Source organism: Chroococcidiopsis sp. CCALA 051 (assembly GCF_003015105.1).
Taxonomy (GTDB): Bacteria; Cyanobacteriota; Cyanobacteriia; order Cyanobacteriales; family Chroococcidiopsidaceae; genus Chroococcidiopsis; species Chroococcidiopsis thermalis.
The window spans coordinates 1-22644 of sequence record NZ_PYCI01000116.1 but is presented as its reverse complement, the minus strand read 5'-3'; the positions used below and the strand labels follow the sequence as shown (position 1 = coordinate 22644).

Genomic DNA, 22644 nt, shown 5'->3' with positions numbered 1-22644 from the left:
GTATCCCAAACTCGACAACCCGCACCCCGTTCTAAGGCAATCGGGAAACGGGCATATGTGTCCATGACTGACTCTTTGAAGCGATCGAAGTCATATTCACCAGTTTGTTGCAGATTGGATTCTACGACTGATGTAGGCTGAGAAACAGTGTCTAAGCTCATGGATGATTCCTTGATTGTGGGTGGTAGAATTCTAGGGACGTTATATGTAAGTCTCTATAAAATATTCAATTACCTACTTGTAAAATCTCTTCTAAAATCAACTTTTCAGCAGTAGAGTTACCTACACTCAGCTTTACTTTAGCGCGATCGCAGGCATGTAACTTACCATTCGGCTCGAACTGAAAATCTTGCTCCCGTACAAACCCTTGTGCTTGGAGTTTCTTCAGGGCAAACTGGGTTGCCCACTCTACCAAATCTAGTTCGGGTTCGAGATATTGAGGATGACGTAAAAGCCAACGACAAGCATCGGGATCGGTATCGGCAAGCTGATAAAGTGCCGTAGCTAAGATCTCCTCGACACATTTAGGGCTAGGTAAAGCGGTAAAAAAGTCTTTAAGCGAGCTAATTAGCGTAGGTGTCTGAGTTTTAAACACATCTACGGCTAATTCAACATGTGGCTTACAGGTACTATTAGATATACACATAATGGCTGCCTTCCACTTCACTCACCCATCGGTAGACAAGACAACACAGAGTGGTTGACAGTGCGTTGACAGTTTACCGTTGACCAGCGATCGGCGATCGATCTCCGGCTAAGTTGTCTGACTTTAAATCTGAAGTTAAAAGAAAAATGTGAATAATTTGTGAACCGTAGTAGCACCATTTCTGGCGATCGTATATAAATTTAAGGCGAGGGGCGAGGGAATTCGGAATTCGGAATTCGGAATTAACTGGTCACTGGTCACTGATAACTATGTACAGACGTTACATGTAACGTCTCTACACTTGCTGATAACTGCTCCCTCAACTCCCCAATCCCCTATCCTTAACAAAACATGAACGAACAGTCCTATTCCTACGAGGCACTCCAAAACCAAAAAAAGTTTTATGATTCTCGGTTTCAAGCAGGTTATATGCAGGACTTTTCAGGATTATTTGAGTCCTGTAGATTTTATGCAATGCAAGATATATTGAAGCAAATAAAATCGAGCGGTTTCAATCCAGCATCGATTTTAGATTATGGTTGTGGCGAAGGACGATATCTCAATTTGTTAAAAGATTTCTTTCCTACATCTGCTCTCCACGGCTGTGATATATCAGACGAAGCATTAACAATTGCTAAAAATATATACTCGTCAGCTCAATATACTCCCATGAGTGATGAAACAGTTACATTACCTGACAATTCTTTCGATCTCATCATCTCCATAGAAGTTCTAGAACATGTAGGTGATGTTGCTCAGTCTATAAGAGAGATCGGTCGATTGCTCAAACCGCAAGGAATGACAATATTATCCACGCCTTGCGCTAATAAATTTTCTTTTGAATGGTGGCAAAATCGCTTGACGGGAGGCTTGCAGCCATCATTTGATGGTTATGGCAGATTTAAAACCGATGAACCAGGACATCTACGCCGACTTTGCGATCGCCACCTGAAATCTCTATGCTCTGAGGTCGGGATAGATATTTATAAAATCTACCATCGCGCCCATTTATTTGAAACCCTTGCCCCTAAAGGTAGGCTATTTAAGCGCATACCTCAAGCTTGCGTTGGTTTTGGCATGTTAGATTGGTATCTATTCAAAAACTTCCCCAACGGTTCAACAATGATTGCTTTAGGAAAGAAAAGATAGCGCTCTTGCTGACAGTTATCAGTGGTCATTGGTCATTGGTTGACGGTTGATTCTTTTCCCCCTCAGCTCCCGATCGCTCCCTCAGCTCTCTTCCCCTCTCAGCTTTCTTCCGCTGCCTGGGGCTGAATTTGACAAACCACTTCATAAAGAGTAGTTGTAGGAGCGCGATCGAATAAAGGAGACATCTTTTTTAGTATGCTCCTGTAGTTTTCCTCATGCTCGTTAGCTTCCATCTCATCTACACTTTCCCAGAAAATCACAGAAACGCCTCGATCTGTACCTGGTTCTTGCAGGAGATATGCACCTTTAAACCCATGTCTATAAGTTGAAACTGCCTGTTCGTAAATTCTTCTTGCTTCTTCAAACTTGCCCGGTTTGAATTCTCCAACTGTAACTTGAGTATATTGCCGTTTGAGAAAATCCTGAAAATCCATCGTCGATCACCTGAATAAATTATTTGTCATTTGTCATTTATCATTAGTAAGTAGTTTCTGACTTACGACTTACGACTGATTAATTTGTCTGTTCTATCTTTTCTAATAACTTTTTAGCCATTTCAACTGCTACAACGATTAGTTCTTGTTCTTGCTGTCCCTGACCACCTTCATCGCTGACTTTAGGGTAAATATGAGGATTGGCGAGCATCCCGGCTAGAATTTGGGAGGCAACTTGTTTGACTTCTTGTGGATTCACATCCATTTTGAATTTTGATAACTGTAGATTTAATCGTTAAAAATGATTTTATAGTCTTTTGCTCTCACAATTGATTAAAACTATAGATTTTGTTGCGAAACTGTGGCGATCGCAGCTTGGGGCTAGGAATGCAGCAAACGTTACGAGCTGTGTAAGATGCCCGATTGCCGCACTCTACCTTCTGCTATTTTGCCATAGCGATCGAACCCAAATCTAAAATCTAAATCTGGCAGTTCTACTAAATTAAACCTTGAACAACGAATAAAACTGCAAACAGGCTAGATACTAAGGCAAGAAATCTAAACACGGGGGCAACTTCTTCTATATGGCGATTTGGTTTGAGAAAGAAACTTTGTACGAAGCGCGATCGCTGTACTGAAATAGACACGAACAAAACAAACCAAAAGGGTAAACTTAAAGTAGAAACTGATAAATTTAGATAGGAATAATTAGCACAAACTAATAAAAAAATATTCCATAACACAAGCGCTGAAACGACAACTTGCCAGTAAATAGGACTACCGTTTCGACGAGGAAATTCCTCAACACGCGCTGCTGGTAGAAAACCAGCTTGTTTAATGCAATTAAAAAAGCTCTGAGTACTTTGAGTCAAAAAAACAATATTGGCAGGATATTCAGCAACGGTGTGTCTAATTCTAACTCCACCCCACGTTTTTTCTAAAGAAACAATTTGCTGTGGGTAAAATTTATAGTTAGCTAGCAAAAAAACATTGAGTTTTAGTTGGTTATAATCTGCTGACAAATTCGCTAAAGGTTGAGGCAGTTTCATCTCTCCAACAGAAACACCTCCAATCAAATTTGCTGAATGCGGCATTTGAAATTTATCCTACTAATTGTTCAATTGACATGCGATTTCATGAATCTAGTTGTATTCTTCCCCTTCAAAACAGCAACTATATCAATAGGTAGGTCAAGGTAACACAAAGTTACATAAGCTATTCTTATAAATTGCTTTCATTTTCTAGCTACAGTCGCTCTATGAGATCTCATGGCAAAGTCACAAGCCTTATTCTGCCTAGCAAGGGAGCAATCGATGCTCAGTTCAGGAAATGTTCAAATTCCTGCAAGAAATTGCAGCAAACAGAGCATAACGCAGGAATTGCGGTTTCAATCGCTCTTATTGCCTGCAACCCTGCTCTATAATCTATGAAGATAGTGTAAAACTTGAATGAGTCTCGTTACAGTCCACCAACCAAGCTAAATGAAACCGTGCAGCATATACAGACAACTATAACTGGGTAACAGATTATTAGAAATAGATCGAGTTAACTTTACAAATTGTACGAATGCGATCGATTGAGCAACCAATAGTGGGCTGCCGTCCATAAAAATTTGGATCGAGAAATTTGGGTCAAAAACTTTCGGTCAACTACAATGTTAGGCAAGTTACTAGAGGGACGTTATCAAGTCATGCAAGTTCTGAGTGCAGGGGGTTTTTGTCAGACCTACCTCGCTCAAGACACCCATATTTCCAATCGCCCTACATGCGTAGTCAAGCATCTCAAACCTGCCAATAGTTCTCCTAATGCCCTACAAACGTTGAGATGGTTGTTTACAGGTGAAGCCCAAGCTTTAGAAAAATTAGGATGTCACAATCAAATTCCTCGGCTGCTAGACCACTTTGAGGAAAACCAAGAATTTTATCTCATTCAAGAATTCGTACAAGGGCATACCTTAAGTGCAGAACTACAACCAGGTAAGCCTTGGAGTGAAAGCCAAGTGTTTTACATGTTGCAAGAAGTACTGCAAATCTTAGAGTTTATTCACTCGCACGGCTTAATTCATCGCGATATCAAGCCAAATAACTTGCTCAGGCGCAAGCACGATCGCCGTCTGGTGCTAATTGATTTTGGTTCGGTCAAACAAGCATGGACGCAGGTTGTGACGCTGCAAGGGCAGAAGATCAATACGTTTTCCATTGGCTTACCAGCAACAATTACAATCGGCACTCCTGGCTACATGCCTACAGAACAAGAACGAGGCAAGCCTCGTCCTAACAGCGATATCTATGCTTTGGGGATGGTGGCAATTCAAGGTTTGACAGGTATCCATCCGACTCAGCTAGATACCGATCCAGATACCTGTGAAATTCTATGGCGACACTATCGTAAAATCAGCCCCGAACTAGCGCAAATTATAGATAACATGGTGCGCTACGGCTTTAAAGATCGCTACCAATCTGCAACGGAAGTCTTAGCAGCCCTAGAACCTCTAGCAAATCGGTATCAACCCGTGCTGCATTATGGTTTTCACGAATTACATGGTACTCAGGTTCAGATACCCACAGTAGCGCAAGATTCGCACTCTTTACTGGGTGAAGAAGAGACTGTTTCTTATAGCTGGGGCGATCGCCCGCAATTACAAATACCAAATACAATTAGCAAAGCTACAGCTGCGATTTCAGCCAAAAGATCGACTTCCTTAATCGATTTAGGAATTGGCGCGATCGCTTTAGCGACTTTACTCGTAGGTATCTATTTCGCCTCCCACTCCCCCACACCAGCCTTCAAACCAGAAAAGTATCCTGTATCAATTCCCTTGAAAAGTAGCTAGTACAAGAAGTCAAAAGTCAAAAGTCAAAAGTCAAAAGTCAGAACTAAAAAACTTCACGATTTAGATTTACTCATTTTTCTCTGACAAGGTTAGTAAAAAAGCTAAGTTTTCCTGGGCTTTTAAAGCGTGAGGAGCATTTGCAGGCATGAAGATGAATACTCCTGGTTCTAGAACAATGTCTTGTCCTTCTAGGGTGAGAATTCCCTTGCCATCCAACACGTTGACGGTAGCGTTGCGAGTAGATGTATGTTCGGAAATTTCAGTTCCAGCCGCGAGACAAAACAGAGTGTATTGACAGCAACTATCTTTAACCAGCACTTTACTCAATACCCCAGCTTGGGGATATTCAATATTTGCCCGTAACTGCGTGGATGAAGATCGTAAGGGTAATAGGGTGGTACTCATGAATTCCTCGGTTAAAAGTTAAAAGTTAAAAGTCAAAATGCTCCAAGCTATTGTTGATAGGTGTGAGCTTAAGAGCGAACAGCAGACACAATAATGTAACCTAAGTCCTGCCGATACTTTTGGAAAACTTGGCGCATTGTTAAAACTCGTTGCCGAATTTGCGATCGCGTCAGTACATTCCACCAAATGTGAATTGTGTTAAAAATACCTTCGTCTGCAAGCATTTGCTGCGGTTTGAGCAATCCCATTTCTCCAGTTTGATGTTGCTGTACTGTTAATCCAGCCGCTTCACAAGCTGCAATCCAATTAGACTCTGATAAAGGCGTAGAATTGACTCGGATCGCTTGTGCTAAAGCGCGGTGAATCTCTTCTTCTCGATTTTGTGCTAAAAGTTCGTGAGATAAAAACTTACCACCAGGCTTGAGGCGATCGCGAATTCCTGCTAAGATTTTCGCTTTTCCTGGCGGAGATTGCATGGTCAGGATCGCTTCTGCCAATACATAATCAAACTTTTCTGTCAAGCGATCGAGATGAAAGATATCGCCTTCAATAATTTCAACTCGATCGCTCAAACCTGATGCGGCAACATTAGCACGAGCGCGAACCACAGAATCGGGATTTTTCTCAATTCCCACAACCCGCACGCCATAGCGCTGAGCAATTGCGATCGCACTTAAACCAAAACTCGCTGCTAATTCTAAAACCGTTTCCTCAGGTTGAAAATTCGCCCATTGAAATAGTTGCTTTGTCGCTAAACGTCCGCCTGGACGGAGATATTTTTTGCCTGCTGCTGCTAAAACTTCATGTCCTGGGGCAGTTTCGTAATTAAGGGTAGCGTGGGTCATACATTTGACCTCTAAGTTAATTCTTGGCTACCTTTACTGTGACAAATGCGCTGCGGTTTTTCTATGAGCTAGCTCAGTTATTAGTTATTAGCGATCGGCGAAGCAAGGGAACAGGGAACAGTGACCTCTTACCAACTACCAATTACCCATTACCCATTACCCATTACCCATTACCCATTACCCATTACCAACTACCATTCAACAATTAACTTCTTCAACTACTTGACGAAATGCTTCAACTATGGGTGATGCGTCTTCGCGTCGCCATGTAAAAGCATACTCTAATGTTGGTGCGTCGTCGGCGATCGCCACAAATACCACTCCTGGATTTTTGACTTGCTGCATACTTGGTGCTAAAAGGCTAATTCCCAATTGTGCTGCTAGCAAGCCGATGAAAGTTTGTCCTGTAGTTCTGTGAACGATTTTGGGGGTAAATCCCGCTCGTTCGCAGCAATGGATAATATAGTCGTACAATACGGGTCCATCCTGTCGCTGGTGTAGTATCAGTGTTTCATCAGCAAGTTCCGACCAAGCGATCGCCTCTTTTAGTGACAGTGGATGTCCCACAGGCAAGGCAAACATCAGGGGTTCTCGATAAATTGGCAGCACCGTCAAAAATGATGTGCGAAGTGGTGGATGCAGAAAACCGACATCGATTTTGGCAAGTCGTAAGGCTTCTACTTGATTTTCCGTGCAGGCTTCCAGAATGTCGAGTTCGATTTGGGGGAAGCGATCGCGAAATACAGATAGGACTTTTGGCACAATTGTGTGTAATGCCATCTCTGTAAATCCTACACCCAATCTTCCCGATGCTTGTATAGCAGTTTGGCGCACGGCACGAATTGCTTGCTCTGTTCTTTGTAAAATTGCTTGCGCTTCCGTCAAGAAAACTTTTCCCGCCGTTGTAAGTTGGACTTGGCGCGTGGTGCGGTTGACAAGTTTAACTCCTAGTTCTGATTCTAGTTGAGCGATCGCCCGTGATAGTGATGGTTGCGCCATATGTAGCTGTTCGGCAGCACGTCTGAAATTTAGGGTTTTTGCCAGGACGACAAAGCAACGCAACCATTCTATGTTCATAAAGCTAAGTTCATAACGCTAGGAGTGGCGATCGCTTTTCTTTTTGCATCTGATTTACCGATTAATCCTAATAGTGAATCAATCCCAATTAATATCTGTATTAATTTTTACCAAACCTCAAGCTAGCATCGAAAAAGATGACAAATTGAGAATTTGAGTGAACTACGTTGATGAAAACAAGAGTTTGGGCGATCGCGTTTGCTGTTCTTTTGGCGATCGCATTCTTCACCAAAACTGGAATCGCTCAAGAACGCCCCAACACCGAGGGTACAACGACAATCTCAACATTTATAGGTCAAATCTTTCCTAGCTATTTCCAATTCAAAGGACGCTATCTTGCCGTGCTTTCTGATGCCGATATGGTGGCTTCGGCATACATAGATAATAATTTGGGGGCGCGATCGCCTCAAATGAGAGATGAACTGTCCCTAATTCCCCTTGCTCATGATTTACGGGAGTTAAATCCAATTCGCTTACCCGTATCTAATGCAGTCACGGCTTGGCCCTCTAACTTAGCAATCTCTCAAGATGGACGCTTTGCCTACGTTACAGAAGTCGATCGCCCACCGCCACCAGGGGCAACCCAAAGGACGCAGCTACAACCAGGGCAGAATATCAATGCGATCGACCTTTCCAATCCTACCTCACCTCGGATCGTGCAAACAGTACAAGTACGAGGACGGACTCAGGCAGCAACATTATCCCCCGATGGTAGACTACTTGCCGTCAGCGTATCGCGCAACGAAAACGAGCATATTTACATCTATCAGATTCAAAGCAACGGGCAACTAAGTCAACCGTCTATTTTGAAATTTCCAGGTGCGACCGAAGCATCATTGCATATTGAATTTTCGCCCCGTGGCAACTTTTTGGCTGGAACCTTTGCCATGCAGAATGAAGCTCGATTTGCGCGATATCAAGTTACAGGTAACAACGTCAAGCTAGAAGCTTGGGGTGAACCACTCATTACCGGAAAATTTCCCTCTGTCGGACATTGGACTCCCGATGGCAGCCACTTCATTGTCACAAATTTGTATTGGTTTGGTGGAACTGCCGATCTCTATGTTGGCGTTGGTAATTCAACACTTGCAGTTATTGATTTTAACGATACAGCAGATCGAGCTGGGAAAGTCGCGCATACAATCGTTTCAACTGCCCCTGTAGGTGCTTCAGCAGAAGAATTTGCTATTAGTCCCGATGGGCAACGAGTTGTATCGCTGAATATGGAAAATTCGTTTTTACCACCTAAAGACCCGCGCTTAACTTACTACTCTTCACTAACGTTACTTGATTTCGATCGCCAAACTGGAATACTCACCCCCAGAGGCTCGTATCCGTTTGAAAGCATTTTACCTGAAGGAATTACCTTTGATGCTTCCGGTCAGTTTCTTGCCGTGGCAAATTTCGCTCACTTCAACCCACAGAGATCTGTAGAACAGACAACAATCGACTTCTGGCGCTTAGTGGACGGTATAGAACCCAAGTTAGTGCAACTAGATGTAAAAATCCCCGTAATGCGGGGCGCTCACATTGTCAAATTAATTCCCTAAAAATGGTAGAGGAGGAATTCCATGTCTATTTCTAAAAAGTGGATTCAACTGGGAATAACTACCGTCATCGTTCTCTTTTCAGCCGCGAGCGTTACTAAAGAAGTAGCAGCCCATCACGGCTTTACAGGAGAATACGATGCCAGCCGTCCGCTGTACGTACAAGGAACAGTGCGGCAAGTGCGCTGGCAATCTCCCCACAGTACTCTCATTGTAGAAATACCTAAAAATCTAGAAGTGCCACCCGAGTTTCGTCAGTTGTCAGCTAGCGAATTAGGGACAGATACTCAAAAACAGTTGACAGTTTCTCCTGAATTGTTAGGAACGCAGCAAAGGGTTGAATTTCCACCCGTAACTTCGATGGTTGCTCCTTTGCAAGACCGTTTGCAAGTGGGAAACTCAGTACAGTTAGTAGTGTTGCGTAATTGCGAGCCACCAAATCAACTCAGGATACTTTTAGCACGTGTAACTGATGGTACGACAGTTGCACGAGCAAAAACCGCCAATCAAGTCAACGGATGTCGGAGTTGAGCCAGTGAATAGTTTGGAATGGCTAGAGTATTCTGCAATTGGCGAACTCGCACGACAGTTTTATCCTTGGTTGGAGGTGATGCACATTCTCGGTTTTTCCGTGTTATTTGGCTGCATCACCATTTTCGATTTGCGAATGATGGGTTACTATCGTCGCTTTTCTATTGCCGATAGCGTAATCTATCTGCTGCGGCTAGCACGGATGAGTTTTATTGTCGTAGTCGGTTCGGGATTACTGCTGTTTGCAGCTCAAGCAACTTTATTGGCTGTAAACCCTGCATTTCGATTTAAGCTGCTACTACTTGCGATCGCTCTATTAAATGCAGCTATCTTCCACTGGCAATTTTCTAGATCGCGTCAGATGAAACAATTAATTTTTGTAAAAGCGATCGCCACGATCTCCTTACTCGCATGGACGGGGATCGTTATCTGCGGTCGCTTTATTGCCTATACTTGAGCTTTTCAGGCAATTTAGTCAAACTGTCAATTCTTTTTGCTCAAGTTAAGTACAAATTCATGCTTGAGTATAGGTAGTACTTTCCTGTATATTCTAAAAGCTAATCAGTTTGATGCATTTTCCACATCATAACTGTTTATTATTTATGACTAATTTTGTATAGATATTACTAACCACAAAATTTCTCAATCTATTACTCAGAGGCACAATGGATAAAAAAGCACAACATCAAAAAACTCAACCCGTGACAAATAACGCGATCGCCGATAGCAAAGATTTTAACTTCGATCTTTGGGCGAATGCAGTCAGAAAACAAATGCTTTCTGTACTACAAGAAAAAACACAACATTAACAGTGACCAGTGACCAGTGACCAGTGACCAGTGACCAACGCGGCAGCGGTTAGCAACCTAATCCCGAATTTTGCATTCGCGATTGCAGGTTGTCGGAGATGGGTTGCTGATGTTTTACGCTGGAAGTATGGGCGATGCTTTATATCCAATGCCGTTCTCGCATCGCGAATCATGATATGACACGATTTTTTCAATTTGAAGCTGACTTTGTAGACTCCCTGCGCTGTATTCCCATGCAGGTACGTTACAAGTTAGATACTTGTGGAATTAAACTGAAATTACCTGAATGGAACCAATTCAGTCAGGAAGATCGACAAGCACTCATCGATCGCCCCTGTAATACGCCAGCAGAAATTCAAGCATATCGTCAGTGGTTGCAAGACTTAGTTTTTCAATATACTGGTAAATCAGCTAGCGAACTGCCAGTAGAAGAGAATCCCGATTGGATGAATGCAGCAACCGTTCCTGCTAGCATTGGGGAGAAAGCTGGCGAATTTGGCGTGACGCTTAGTTCAGAGCAATGGGCAAATTTACCACCCGTAGAAAGATTTGCATTAATTAAACTCAGCCGTTCGAGCCACGAAAACCGAAATTTTCTACCCGCACTCAAAGAATTTCACCTGATCGATTAGAGTAAGCTCTCTACTGTTAACTAGTTAATAAAATAGCCGTTCATGGGCATTGCTCATCGATCGCCGATCGGTAGTATTTTCCCGCACCACGCACCACTATTAACTGTTAACTGTCTCTACCAGTTGACACGCTTGTACTCTTTCCCGCGAGACAATCTGCAATTCGTGAGGATAGCGGGGGCGCGGATCTTTCTCTAACCAAATGGGGGGAACCATAGTTAGATCGTAAGCCGCGATCGTATCTATTACGCCGGGACGAGACTTCAGCTCGACTACAAGTCCTGGCAAATATTCAAAAGCTTCTTCCCAATCGATTTGTGACACGGTTATAAGTAAAACTGTATTTATTGATACGATTTTACAATGACTTGGCGGATAAATAAATACGTCTGTAGCTAGAAATACATTTTTTTACATTTGTGGAGATGCGATCGCAATATCTCCTAACATAAATCGCTGTTTTCAGTTACGTAGGGTACATAGTGTGTAGGGGCGCACAGCTAACTGTGCGCCCCTACGAATGTAATGCCAAGTATTTCCCGCAAAGGCGCTAAATCAGCTCTGCATCTTTGCGCCATATATTCATCCTTTGCTAAACCCTTTACCACGACTGGTAGAAGGCAGACAAATGCAGTTTTGTAGTTGTTGAAGCAAAGCCTCTCGATCTAGATTTTGTCCGATCAGTACCAGTTGATTCTTTTTGGGTTTGCCGTTCCATTCCTCGTCTTCTAGAGTAAAGCGCTTACCGCAGAGGTGAAAAATATGGCGTTTTGGACTTTCCTCAAACCACATAATCCCCTTGGCGCGGAAGATATTTTCAGGAAGTTGGTTGTCTAGAAAATACTGAAACTTTCTAATTGCCAGTGGCTTATCGCTTTGGAAAGATATTGAGGTAAAACCATCGTTCTCTAAGTGATCGGAGTGATGATGGTGATGGTCGTGATGGTCGTGATGGTCGTGATGGTCGTGAACGGCGGGAGTATCGAAATACTTATCCGACTCGAACAGACCGACGCTAAGAATCAATGGGAGAGGAACTTGCGATCGCGTTGTCCGCAAAATTCTTGCCCCATCTTTAATATCCCGAATCTTGACTTCTAAAAGATCGAGATCTGCTTCCTCGACTAAATCCGCCTTGTTAAGAATGATGACATCCCCATAGGCAATTTGACTGTAAGCTGCTTGAGAGTTAAACAGATCCAAACTGTAATTTGCCGCATCTACGACCGTGATGATTGAATCTAGGCGTGTCATGTCGCGTAACTCCGTGCCTAGAAAAGTCAGCGCCACAGGGAGAGGATCGGCAACTCCTGTTGTTTCTACGACGAGATAATCAACTTTTTCTGGACGTTCCAACACTTTGTAAACGGCTTCTACCAAATCATTATTAATCGTGCAGCAGATACAACCGTTACTCAACTCCACCATGTCATCGCCTGTGGTGACGATCAACTCGTTATCAATCCCAATTTCGCCGAATTCATTCACTAAAACGGCTGTTTTGAGACCTTGCTGGTTAGTCAGGATGTGATTGAGCAGAGTTGTTTTACCGCTACCGAGAAAGCCTGTAATGATAGTGACTGGTAGCCCCTGTTTCGGTGCATCCATTGCGGGAGATTGGTCAGAACCTACTGCTGATTGCATAGCGCTGCTGATTTAAATCTTGAAAGTCTTATCTTACAATCTGCTAGGGCAAGAAGTATGACTTACACTCTTGCCCCATCTTTATTCATTATGTCGCGTTCGATGAATTCAGGAGGCGCTTAGCAAAATTCGCGATCGATACACCGACTCAATCTCCGCTGGAAACCGATCGCCTCGAATGAGCGATCGCCTGAAGTGACGTAGCTGCAATCCAAAAAGGCAAGTTAAGCTTTAAGTTGAATAGTTAAACATCTTGACTATCGTAGTCATTGGCAAAAATAGTCGATTTGGACGATCTGGAAACGGAATAAAGTCATAATGTTCGTACAAAGAACGAGCCTTTTCATCTTTGGCATCAACCACTACAGCCATTGAAGCGACACCATTTGCATGTGACTGGCTGCGGTACAAGGCATCCATCAATAACTCTTCGCCTAATCCCTTGCCTCGGTAATTTTCATCAACTGCTAATCGTCCCAGCAAAGTTGCTGGTAAACTTGGATATCTCGGCAGCTTTTTAACTATCTGGGCTGGTAGTTCTCCTGCAATAATACTCGTTCCGCTCAACGTGTAATACCCAATAACGGCATTAGAGGTTTTGTCAAAAAATGAGTTCGTTCCCTATCCAAGTCAATAAACTTCAGTTGTCGGTTATCAGTTATCAGTGACCAGTTATCAGTCAACCAACAACTAACAACTGACAACCAATCCCACGTAGAATTACGCGCTCGATTTAGTATATTGTTCTACTAAGAGATCGCAAGTTTGGGGCGATCGCTTCTCTTGAATGCAAGACCGATTGGTGTTTGTATATCAGGTAAGATGTCGTATTTCTACACTGATAACCGCTCGCAGAGAACTGATAACTGATAACTGACAATGCAATCTTCTGCTACACTGACGCTTTGCGAATCTTCCGAGCCAGCGGGAGCGCGAGAACAACCGCGTTATTTTCTCTCTCCCAATGAAGAAATTGTCATTGGGCGATCGCCTGATTGTCAAATTGCCCTCGATCCTAAGCGTTACACGACGGTTTCGCGCTATCACGCCAAGTTACGCTGGCAAAAAAGTTCCGAGCCTGTTTGGGAAGTTCGCAACCTCAGCGCGACCAACGGCACGTATATTAACGGGAAGCAGATTGGCGAAGAATGGCGAAGCTTGCAATCGGGCGATCGCATTACCCTCAGTTGGGAAGGTGCAGAGTTTTTGTTTGAATGCCAAGCTTTGCCTGCGACTGTACTCGTTAAAGCTCCGACGAGCGCCCAAAAACCGATAACGGAAGCTCATGCAAATGCAGTTGTCCCTGTAGCAGAATCAGCAGTTGAGCCTGAACCAATCGTTGCTACACCAGAACCACCGCAACCTGAAGCAGTACAGCCACCCGCTCCTGAAATTGAGACAGCGGAGCCAGCACCACAGCTTGAAGTGGTGGAACAACCTGCGGCGATCGCCCAACCAGAAGCAGCAGCGATCGCTCCAATCCCCGAACCTATATCTGCTGTCATTTCTGCAAGTCCTGCTATTCCAGCACTACCCGATACTGGTAAAAGCTTATGGGAGCTTGGTTTAAATCCAACAATTCTGACATTAACCGGACATTCAGATTTGGTACGTACAGTTGCGTTTAGTCCTGACGGTCAAGTTCTGGCTAGCGGTAGCGCTGATAAAACCATCAAATTGTGGCAACTCAATACTGGGCAAGTTGTCAATACCTTTAACGGACATAAATCGGCGATTAATGCCGTTGCGTTTAGTCCTGACAGTCAAGTTCTTGCCAGTGGTAGCGCCGATAAGACACTCAAACTCTGGAACCTCAGCACGGCTGAAGAAATCTCTACTTTTATCGGTCATAGTTCGGCTGTAAATAGCGTTGCGTTTAGTTCTGATTGTCAGATGCTAGTGAGTGGCAGCGCGGATAAAACCGTGAGACTATGGGATCTCGGCACGGGTGCAGAAATCCACAAACTGGAAGGATACAAATTAGGGGTGAATGCGGTGGCTATTAGCCCTGACGGTCAAATTATCGCTAGTGGCGGTGCAGATAAGATTATTAAACTGTGGCATATCGATACGGGTGAAGAATCTGCTTTGCCAGCTTTGCGGGCTGCGGTAAACGCGATCGCCTTTAGTCCTGATGGTAAACTACTAGCGATCGCGACTGAAGATAAATTACTCAAAGTCTGGGATCTAAGTGCAGCAGAGGAAGTGTATGCTATCTGCGGCTATGCATGGCAAGTTGGGGCGATCGCGATTAGTCCGAACGGGCAATTCCTCGCTAGTGGCGATCGCGACAAGGCGATCGCGCTGTGGCAGTTATAGCAATTCTCGATTGCGTGCGCGATCTTTGTAGGGGCTCTTTCTCTGTGCGTCCCTACTACTTTATAGTAATTGTACTGCGTAATTAGAACAGTAAATATTTTTAGCAAAGCTTATGATTTCATAATCCATAAATCTGTCATAGTTAGGTTTTAGAATTACTTGTCTGATTGCGGATTACCTTACTAACCAATTTTTTAACAAAAAGTAAATAAAAAACAGAGAATATCCGAAATCATCTACTTTTCAATTGAATGCATCTTTAACTCGCAAAATATCACATCAATGCTAGGTCAATTATTAGATGGGCGTTATCGAGTCCTGAAAGTCTTGGGTGCAGGTGGATTTAGCCAAACTTACATCGCTGAAGATACCCGTCGTCCTGGTAATCCTTGCTGTGTAGTCAAACATTTGAAGCCAGCAAATAGCAATACCAACTTTTTAATAGCAGCTAGACGATTATTTGATAAAGAAGCCAAAATTTTAGAAAAGCTAGGAATTCACGACCAAATTCCCAGATTACTAGCCTATTTCGAGCAAGACCAAGAATTTTATTTGGTGCAAGAGTTAATCGAAGGACATTTGCTAAGTGCAGAATTGTTCGGTGGTCGTCGTTGGCACGAAGATCGAGTAATCCAAATGCTCTTAGACGTGTTAGGGATTCTTAACTTCGTGCATCAGCAGGGGGCAATCCATCGCGATGTCAAACCAAATAACATAATTCGTCGCCAACAAGATAATAAATTAGTCCTCGTAGATTTTGGTATTGTTAAAGAGATTAACGTCCAACTGCTGACAGCTCAAAGCCAAGTTAGCGCCTCGATCGCCGTGGGTACTGTTGGATATATGCCACCGGAACAAGCGCGAGGTAGACCGCAATTTAATAGCGATATCTACGCCCTGGGAGTCATTGCGATTCAGGCACTCACCGGACTCACGACGCAAGATTTAAGAGAAAATTTTCAGGGAGAAATTGACTGGCAAGGTCAGGCACAAGTTAGCGATCGCCTCGCAGCAACGATCGACAAAATGGTACGCTACGACTTTAGAGAGCGCTATCAGTCAGCAGCTGAAGTTATAGAGGCATTGCGATCGCCATATTCAATCAACGCTGGTTATGCCACGACAGAGTTAGACCAACGCCCCAAATACTCGCAGACGCAACAAGCCAGTCAATACGCCGTCTTACCAGCGACAGATCCCAGCAGTCAGTTTTCGGCTCCGTCAATTCCTCAGACTCCAGTTAACTTCACTCAGCCAGCGACGAACCAAAACATCAGGACAAATTCACCCAGCACTCAACCTAGCAAGCGATCGGGTGGTTTAGCTAATTTTGCGGCTAAACTCAAATCTCCTTTGGGAATGACTATGGGTGCTGCTGCTGTCGTTAGTGTCGCGGCTGCTTTCGGACTCGTCGTGATGAATAAAGAAAGCATCAAATCTGGCTTGGCACAAGTTGAAGTGCTGAAAAAAGCAAAACAATACGAAGAATGCATCAAGCATGGCGCAACTATTAACATTCCTAGCAGCAACACCATTGAAGATAAACAAGCACAAACAAATTTAACGAAATCGGTTAATGAGTGTCGCATCGCTCAAGCTAAAGCTTTAGCAGAGGAATTCAAAATTGCTGAGGCGCTAGCGATCGTGTCTACAGTGCCAGCGGAGCAACCTTTGTTTGAAGAAGCTCAACTACTCACTAGTCAATGGTCTAAGAGAATTTTTCAAGAAGCGAAAGACGCTTATGAAAGAGATGGTGATTTTGAAAAAGCTGTTTTATTAACCAGAGCAATTCCTCCAAAAAGCTCTATTTTTAAAGACGTAAGACAAACAGTCGCTACTTGGGAAAGAGAATCAAAAACGAATCAAGACTACTTAAAACTAGCAGAACAAGCACTCAGTCAAAGTCGATGGCAGGATGCAGTTAACACAGCTAAAAAAATTCCATCCAGCACGCTATTTTGGAATACAAAACGTAACGAAATTGTCGAGCAAGCTAATTCTCGACTGGCGCAAAAACCAAATCTGCCAACTCCATCTCCCGCTACTGCTAAACCAGCTCAAGTCCTGCCTCAACAGCCACAGCCAGTTATCAAAGCTGTAAATTCTCCCATACAGCAGAAGATTCCAGGATCTAGTAAAGCTGCTAAATCAACTCCTGAAGCATCAATCCCAGAGTTAAAACAAACTTCTACATTTGTCGAGCCAGATGCGTCAGATCCATGTCCCAACGGCGATCCAGCATTTGGATGCGTGGATGAAAATAGTAGCGCCGCCGAAGCAGTACCTGACAGTCCGATCGAGCAAGAACCAAATGGTAACAGCACCGAGGATAATAATCCAGGTTGGTAGTGTGTTTATTTAATAGTGGCTAGTGGCTAGTGGCTAGTGGCTAGTAGCTGTATTCTTCATCTAGTCACCAGTCACTAGTCACCAGTCACTAGATTCTTCATCTCGTCACCAGTCACTAGTCACCAGTCACTAGATTCTTCATCTCGTCACCGAGCGCCGATAACTGATAACTGATAACTGACAACTTATGTCACCCAAATATGAAAAGCTACAAGCACGAATTCAGGAAATTCAAAAATTTGTCAGCACTAACTTTGAGCGAGATCGAAAATTTAGAACGGTTTTTCAAGAATTAGAAAAAATTGCCGCTTGTCTCAAAACAGAAAAAATAAAATTACAAATTGTCAGCAATAACTCGATCGCAGCGCGATCGCTTCAGATTTATTTCGAGCGGCATAGATTATCGCAATTTTATCAGGTTGGAGTCAGCGCTTTACCAAAGCAGGTCGAACCCGTGAGATCGGCAGGAAGTGCCATACTAGTATTATCGACATCTAGCCACGAAAAAGTATACCCGCTCTCTACTACTGAAACAACTAGTATCGGACGTAATCCTGATAGCGAAATAGCAATCGATTCAAGTTTGTACAAAAAAGTTTCTTGGAATCACGCTCAAATTAGTCCTTGTGGAAATTTAGCTTGGGAAATTTGCGATCGCAACAGCACTAATGGGACTTATATTAATGGAGTTCGATTACAAGGATGCCAAAAATTACAGACAGGCGATCGCATTACTCTCGCCGCATCAGCAAGTTCGGCTTATCCAGAATTTGTGTTTGAGTACAGTTTAACGACTGAATACCCAGAATCTTTAGTAGAAATAGTCAATTGCGATATTCTTTGTTTGGTGTGCGATCTCGCCACACTTACAAACGCTTGGCAGGGATTAATAACGATCGCTAATGCAGCACCGATCGCTAAGTGCGTCGTTATTGGTAGTATCCCGAGTTTAACTCAAGTTGAAACCTGGCTGCGCAGTCAAGATCTAAGTGATGTTTTTGAATTAGTAGTTCTATCTCTCAGTTCGTTCTCTCTCCAAACTCAAACCTCAGAAATTAATTCAGTAGCGCAACAGGAACTAGAAAAATTTTGTCAATCTTTAGAAACATTTATTAAAGGTAAGCCAGAAGATATTTTAGCTCAACGATTGACTGCACGAGTGATAAAAGAACTTAGCGTCATAGAGCAAGTTCTCGATCGCGAAGCTGAGGCGATCGCTCAACCACTTCAGCAAGAAGAAGCGCGAATTCAAGGTTTAGCAACTGACGATGTAAAAGAGCAGGCGAAGAAAGCTTTACGAAAAGCTAGCGATGACAAGGATAAGTTTTTTAAGCAAGTTAAGCTCGAAATCAATCAATCGAAAGCTGCTTTATTAGATACGTATAGTAAAAAAAGTATTACGTACAAAGTTGAAGAGTTTATCGAGCGACTAAAACCACAAGTTTTGAAAAAAGGGGGATTTCAATATATTCAACTAAGAGCAGAAAATCCAGTCACTGCGAATGGTAACGTTAACGCCGATCTGACATATTTTTGCAGCCATGAATTGAAAAAGTGGGCAGATAAAGAATGGCAATTAGTGACTACGACTTATGGTGAAGGTGGATTAAATACCATAGTTGAAACTGTATATAAAACACTCAATTTCTTACCATCGATAAACCTAGATAAATCCCTTTTTTATTCTGACCGACGCATAGACCTTCAAAAAAGCTTAATGAATTCTTTTATTGAAGCTCCTTATGAAGGTCGCTATCAAGGAGTTTCTCCACTAACATATGTCCTGAAACAAATCCGAGCCAACATGATGCAATTTACTTTTCTAGTTGGCTTTGGTGCTATGTTTATTGGGATAAGAGTCAGTGGTGGTGGTAAGCAAGTTATTTCCAGTATTACCCAACCTTTGAGAGAGAATCCTATTCTGTTTGGTATTGTGATATTTTTATTAATTTGTTTGCTGACCTACACTTATCAGAAAGATACCACGCTTCAGCTAGAGGCGATCGCTGATAAATTAAGAAAAGAATTATCCAATCACTATCAGTCTTTGAGTAAAAATTTAGTCGAGAAATTAGTTCTGGAAATTGCGACAGTTTTAGAGACGGAAGAGAAGCGATTGAAAGATGCTCTAGAAATCGCTAACGATCGATTTACTACTTATATTATCGATATTGAAAAGAATCAGTTGTTACTTAAAAGTAATTTAGAACAGCAAAAAATCCAACTCAGAAATTTGGACAAAGAAAAAGCTGAATTGCAAAAGCTAAAAAGATTTTAGTCTGAATTTTCACAGGAGATACTCGCTCGATTCCCTAACTGAATTGAAAAGAGGGCTTTAATTCCCCCTGTTTAAGGGTGTAGGGGCGCACATCTGTGCGCCCTAACAGCCGTGCGCCCTACAAACATCACGCACGCAATCGAGAATTGCGATAAATTTGTAGCAAAGCGATCGCCTAACTCTGAAAATAAGTCTTAGGATAGTTGGAACTGTTCTTAAAATCTCTCAAATATAGCTTAGCAACAGTTCAACACCATAGATAAAAACAAAAGTTGATTGCTATGCCCAGAAAAAAAAGGCTTTTGTTTGCACTTTTATTGAGTACGGCATTATTTGTTAGTCTCTGCTTTGGCTGGGTAAACGAACTAGTCGCCCAACAGCCATATGCAGGCAAAAAACTGGTAATGGTAACATCAGCCGATTATCCCCCATATGAGTTTCGCGACACTGCAACAGGTAAAGACGAAATTATCGGCTTTGACGTTGACATTGCTAAGTACATCACCAAAGAATTAGGCTTTGAGCTAGAAATTCGCGATACTGATTTTAGCGGTATCATTCCTGCTTTACAATCTCGACGGGCTGATTTTGCGATGGCGGGAATGACACCCACCCCCGAACGCAGAAAGAATGTTGATTTTTCTGACATTTATTACGAAGCTAAAAACACGATTGTCGCTAAAAAAGGTAGCAATTTAACTAAAACAGTAGATTTAGCAGGAAAGAAAGTCGGGGTTCAACTTGGTTCTTTGCAAGAGAAAGAAGCAAAAAAATTTAAAGGAGTAACTATAGTTCCTTTAAATAGAATTGCAGAAATTATTCAAGAAGTAAAATCAGGCAGAATTCAAGCAGCAATTATAGAAGACACGATCGCCAGAGGATTTATTGCTAATAATCCCGATTTGGAGTTTAATACTATTCCCAATACAGAAGCAGCTGGCTCTGCGATCGCTTTTCCTAAAGGCTCAAATTTAGTCGGAGATTTCAATCGCGTCCTCAAGCAACTACAGGATAGCGGTGAAATGAAAAATCTGATTAATAAATGGTTTGGGAATAACGAACAACCAGCTAATAATACAGCTAATTCTGGTTTTGGACAGATAGCGGCGAGTATTCCGTTTATCATTGATGGCATCAGAATCACGCTCCTATTTACAGCATTATCAGCGTTTTTTGGCTTTATTTGGGGTACGATTCTGTCACTATTCAAAATTTCAACATTTAAGCCGCTTGTCTGGTTTGCCAATGCCTATACTTCGATATTTCGTGGCACGCCATTACTACTACAAATTGCTTTAGTCTACTACGCCACACCTCAACTCACGGGGTTTGATATTCCCGCATTATTAGCCGGAGTTATTACCTTTACACTTAACTCTGGAGCATATATTTCCGAGACAATTCGCGGTGGTATTTTAGCAGTGGATAAAGGGCAAAGGGAAGCAGCTTTATCTTTAGGTATTGCTTACAAACCAATGATGTTGGATATTATTTTGCCCCAAGCCATCAAAAATATTTTACCTGCTTTGGTAAACGAAAGTATTGCTTTACTAAAAGACTCAGCGTTAGTTTCAACAATTGGCGTAGCCGATATTTTACGTCGCGCTCAAATTGTGGGAGCGGAAAAATATATCTACTTTGAACCGCTCATCTTTGCTGGATTAATTTACTACTTATTAGTCATAAGTCTGACTTGGGGTGGATATGCACTTGAAAGAAGATTACAGCGTAGCACTTGATCGAGATGTTGCAGTGAATATCGAAAATTTAGATAAATCCTTTGGCAATCTGAAAGTGTTACAAGGGATTTCTACTCAAATTAGAAAAGGAGAAGTTGTAGCAGTTATTGGTCCCTCTGGATCGGGAAAATCTACTTTTTTGCGATGTATTAACTTACTGGAAATACCGACTGCGGGCAAGATTTATATTAATGGTACAGATATTACTGACCGTCATACCGATATTATGAAAATTCGTCAAAATGTCGGCATGGTATTTCAACACTTTAATTTATTTCCCCACATGAACGTGTTGGATAATGTCACTTATGCTCCGATTAAAGTCAAGCACGTACCGAAAGATACAGCCCGTCACGAAGGAATGGAACTGCTAGAAAAAGTTGGTTTAGCAGAAAAAGCTAAGATATATCCATCAAAATTATCTGGAGGACAAAAGCAACGAGTGGCGATTGCTCGTGCTTTGGCTATGAAACCAGAAGTTATGCTATTTGATGAGCCAACTTCGGCTCTCGATCCAGAAATGGTGAAGGAGGTGTTGGAAGTTATGAAAGATCTTGCTAGAACTAAGATTACAATGGCGATCGTCACTCATGAAATGGGATTTGCGCGAGAAGTTGCCGATCGCATTTTGTTTTTAGATGGAGGACGGTTAGCGGAGGATGCATCGCCTCAGCAGTTTTTTACTAATCCTCAGTGCGATCGCGCTAAGCAATTTTTGGAGAAGATATTGTAGTTGAGGAGACTTAGTTTTTTATCTTCTCTATCTAGCTGGGTGGAGGAGGATATTTTTTTTGTTTCGCGCAGAGACGCAAAGACGCAAAGAAGGACACAAAGAGTTTTTAAGCTGTATTCGTGAAATATTATAATATATACTCAGGTAAAAAGTTCTGTCAAAATAGTTGATTTAATGAAATTATCAACGTTAATCTTAGCTGCGCTTGGATTAGGTATTGCTTTTGGGATCTTGTTAATTTATGGCTTTCCAGACGCGATCGCGTTTCTCGACTACTACCTTCTTTCTCCTCTTGGTGAGGCTTTCTTACGTCTGATTCAATTTGTAGTTGTGCCGATTGTTTTTTCTTCGCTGATTCTTGGCTTAACTCGGATTCAAAATGCAACTCAAGTCGGTAGATACACGCTAAAGTTAATTTCTAGTTATGTAGTTACTAGTGCGATCGCAGTTGGTTTAGGTATCACTCTGGCTATTATTTTAAAACCAGGAGTAGGAGTTACTGGCTTTCAGATCGCGGAAGTTACGCAAATGACTCAAAAGCAATCTTTGATTGATTGGTTGGTGAGTCTAATTCCGGTTAATCCTTTAGAAGCATTAAGCACGGGAAATTTGCTTCAGACGATTTTTTCTGCTGCTTTAATTGGTGTTGGTATTCAATTAATTGGAGATAAAGC

At 42.4% G+C, this 22644-nt stretch carries 25 protein-coding genes; 14 read left to right on the top strand and 11 right to left on the bottom strand.

From position 1 onward, the window contains the following. Positions 1 to 226 precede the first annotated feature (226 nt). Together C7Y66_RS23045 and C7Y66_RS33095 are read right to left on the bottom strand one after the other, a co-directional pair. On the bottom strand, positions 227 to 646 hold the full coding sequence (locus C7Y66_RS23045; RefSeq protein WP_106547393.1) for a hypothetical protein: 420 nt from the start codon (positions 644 to 646) through the stop codon (positions 227 to 229). Between the two features lie 135 nt (positions 647 to 781). Further along, a complete protein-coding gene (locus tag C7Y66_RS33095) occupies positions 782 to 907 on the bottom strand; it encodes a hypothetical protein (RefSeq protein WP_255410044.1) in 126 nt (41 codons plus the stop codon). Between the two features lie 90 nt (positions 908 to 997). Between C7Y66_RS33095 and C7Y66_RS23040 the strand changes: the two genes are divergently transcribed. After that, positions 998 to 1795 (top strand): bifunctional 2-polyprenyl-6-hydroxyphenol methylase/3-demethylubiquinol 3-O-methyltransferase UbiG, encoded by a 798-nt coding sequence (locus C7Y66_RS23040; protein ID WP_106547392.1) that lies wholly within the window; start codon positions 998 to 1000, stop codon positions 1793 to 1795. Positions 1796 to 1893: 98 nt separating this feature from the next. Here the strand turns inward: C7Y66_RS23040 and C7Y66_RS23035 are convergent, their stop codons facing one another. The 3 genes from C7Y66_RS23035 to C7Y66_RS23025 all read right to left on the bottom strand — a co-directional run bounded on the left by C7Y66_RS23035 (position 1894) and on the right by C7Y66_RS23025 (position 3323). Continuing rightward, complete coding sequence (locus tag C7Y66_RS23035; protein WP_015156365.1) at positions 1894 to 2229, bottom strand: antibiotic biosynthesis monooxygenase; 336 nt, start codon at positions 2227 to 2229, stop codon at positions 1894 to 1896. A 79-nt stretch (positions 2230 to 2308) separates the two neighbouring features. Continuing rightward, the gene (locus tag C7Y66_RS23030; RefSeq protein WP_106171313.1) at positions 2309 to 2494 is read right to left on the bottom strand and encodes a hypothetical protein; all 186 of its coding nucleotides are present in this window, start codon (positions 2492 to 2494) and stop codon (positions 2309 to 2311) included. A 232-nt stretch (positions 2495 to 2726) separates the two neighbouring features. Continuing rightward, positions 2727 to 3323 (bottom strand): hypothetical protein, encoded by a 597-nt coding sequence (locus tag C7Y66_RS23025; protein ID WP_106547391.1) that lies wholly within the window; start codon positions 3321 to 3323, stop codon positions 2727 to 2729. Between the two features lie 560 nt (positions 3324 to 3883). On the opposite strand from C7Y66_RS23025, the gene C7Y66_RS23020 reads away from it, so the two are divergent. After that, positions 3884 to 5062 carry a serine/threonine-protein kinase gene (locus tag C7Y66_RS23020; protein ID WP_106547390.1) on the top strand — a complete coding sequence of 393 codons (1179 nt, stop codon included), beginning with the start codon at positions 3884 to 3886 and terminating at the stop codon, positions 5060 to 5062. Positions 5063 to 5128: 66 nt separating this feature from the next. Here the strand turns inward: C7Y66_RS23020 and C7Y66_RS23015 are convergent, their stop codons facing one another. Next, positions 5129 to 5467, bottom strand: coding sequence for a cupin domain-containing protein (locus C7Y66_RS23015; RefSeq protein WP_106547389.1), 339 nt, complete (start codon positions 5465 to 5467; stop codon positions 5129 to 5131). A 68-nt stretch (positions 5468 to 5535) separates the two neighbouring features. Continuing rightward, entirely contained in the window at positions 5536 to 6312 is a 777-nt protein-coding gene (locus C7Y66_RS23010) for a cyclopropane-fatty-acyl-phospholipid synthase family protein (protein ID WP_106547388.1), read from the bottom strand. Between the two features lie 23 nt (positions 6313 to 6335). Here C7Y66_RS23010 and C7Y66_RS31310 point away from each other — a divergent pair, with 23 nt between their 5' ends. Then, positions 6336 to 6521 carry a hypothetical protein gene (locus C7Y66_RS31310; protein ID WP_158265986.1) on the top strand — a complete coding sequence of 62 codons (186 nt, stop codon included), beginning with the start codon at positions 6336 to 6338 and terminating at the stop codon, positions 6519 to 6521. On the opposite strand, the gene C7Y66_RS23000 is transcribed toward C7Y66_RS31310, so the two are convergent. Further along, a complete protein-coding gene (locus tag C7Y66_RS23000) occupies positions 6511 to 7389 on the bottom strand; it encodes a LysR family transcriptional regulator (RefSeq protein WP_106547386.1) in 879 nt (292 codons plus the stop codon). The two genes, C7Y66_RS31310 and C7Y66_RS23000, sit on opposite strands and share 11 nt — an antisense overlap. 170 nt (positions 7390 to 7559) lie before the next feature. On the opposite strand from C7Y66_RS23000, the gene C7Y66_RS22995 reads away from it, so the two are divergent. The 5 genes from C7Y66_RS22995 (at position 7560) to C7Y66_RS22980 (ending at position 10908) form a co-directional block, all read left to right on the top strand. Next, positions 7560 to 8939 (top strand): hypothetical protein, encoded by a 1380-nt coding sequence (locus tag C7Y66_RS22995; protein ID WP_106547385.1) that lies wholly within the window; start codon positions 7560 to 7562, stop codon positions 8937 to 8939. A gap of 21 nt (positions 8940 to 8960) precedes the next feature. Next, positions 8961 to 9467, top strand: a complete 507-nt coding sequence (locus C7Y66_RS22990; protein ID WP_106547384.1) for a DUF6152 family protein — start codon at positions 8961 to 8963, stop codon at positions 9465 to 9467. After that, positions 9409 to 9924: a hypothetical protein gene (locus tag C7Y66_RS22985; RefSeq protein WP_158265985.1), complete on the top strand. Its 516-nt coding sequence runs from the start codon at positions 9409 to 9411 to the stop codon at positions 9922 to 9924. Before C7Y66_RS22990 ends, C7Y66_RS22985 begins: the two co-directional genes overlap by 59 nt. Positions 9925 to 10132: 208 nt before the next feature. Next, complete coding sequence (locus C7Y66_RS31305) at positions 10133 to 10276, top strand: hypothetical protein (RefSeq protein ID WP_158265984.1); 144 nt, start codon at positions 10133 to 10135, stop codon at positions 10274 to 10276. 176 nt (positions 10277 to 10452) lie between these two features. Continuing rightward, on the top strand, positions 10453 to 10908 hold the full coding sequence (locus tag C7Y66_RS22980) for a nitrate reductase associated protein (protein WP_041462584.1): 456 nt from the start codon (positions 10453 to 10455) through the stop codon (positions 10906 to 10908). 99 nt (positions 10909 to 11007) lie between these two features. On the opposite strand, the gene C7Y66_RS22975 is transcribed toward C7Y66_RS22980, so the two are convergent. From C7Y66_RS22975 to C7Y66_RS22965, 3 genes are all read right to left on the bottom strand, one after another. Continuing rightward, positions 11008 to 11232 carry a hypothetical protein gene (locus C7Y66_RS22975; RefSeq protein ID WP_015156373.1) on the bottom strand — a complete coding sequence of 75 codons (225 nt, stop codon included), beginning with the start codon at positions 11230 to 11232 and terminating at the stop codon, positions 11008 to 11010. 258 nt (positions 11233 to 11490) lie between these two features. Continuing rightward, complete coding sequence (locus C7Y66_RS22970; RefSeq protein WP_106547382.1) at positions 11491 to 12552, bottom strand: GTP-binding protein; 1062 nt, start codon at positions 12550 to 12552, stop codon at positions 11491 to 11493. A gap of 231 nt (positions 12553 to 12783) precedes the next feature. Continuing rightward, positions 12784 to 13119 (bottom strand): N-acetyltransferase, encoded by a 336-nt coding sequence (locus C7Y66_RS22965; RefSeq protein ID WP_233222808.1) that lies wholly within the window; start codon positions 13117 to 13119, stop codon positions 12784 to 12786. Between the two features lie 312 nt (positions 13120 to 13431). On the opposite strand from C7Y66_RS22965, the gene C7Y66_RS22960 reads away from it, so the two are divergent. The 6 genes from C7Y66_RS22960 to C7Y66_RS22935 all read left to right on the top strand — a co-directional run. Beyond that, the gene (locus tag C7Y66_RS22960) at positions 13432 to 14871 is read left to right on the top strand and encodes an FHA domain-containing protein (protein ID WP_106547381.1); all 1440 of its coding nucleotides are present in this window, start codon (positions 13432 to 13434) and stop codon (positions 14869 to 14871) included. Between the two features lie 282 nt (positions 14872 to 15153). Next, complete coding sequence (locus tag C7Y66_RS22955; protein WP_106547380.1) at positions 15154 to 17220, top strand: serine/threonine-protein kinase; 2067 nt, start codon at positions 15154 to 15156, stop codon at positions 17218 to 17220. 187 nt (positions 17221 to 17407) lie between these two features. Further along, the gene (locus C7Y66_RS22950; protein ID WP_106547379.1) at positions 17408 to 19498 is read left to right on the top strand and encodes an FHA domain-containing protein; all 2091 of its coding nucleotides are present in this window, start codon (positions 17408 to 17410) and stop codon (positions 19496 to 19498) included. Positions 19499 to 19779: 281 nt separating this feature from the next. Continuing rightward, positions 19780 to 21237: an ABC transporter substrate-binding protein/permease gene (locus C7Y66_RS22945; RefSeq protein WP_106547378.1), complete on the top strand. Its 1458-nt coding sequence runs from the start codon at positions 19780 to 19782 to the stop codon at positions 21235 to 21237. Beyond that, positions 21203 to 21970, top strand: a complete 768-nt coding sequence (locus C7Y66_RS22940; RefSeq protein WP_106547377.1) for an amino acid ABC transporter ATP-binding protein — start codon at positions 21203 to 21205, stop codon at positions 21968 to 21970. Before C7Y66_RS22945 ends, C7Y66_RS22940 begins: the two co-directional genes overlap by 35 nt. A 174-nt stretch (positions 21971 to 22144) precedes the next feature. After that, the coding region (locus C7Y66_RS22935) for a dicarboxylate/amino acid:cation symporter (protein WP_146149855.1) at positions 22145 to 22644 on the top strand (500 nt) is incomplete at its 3' end.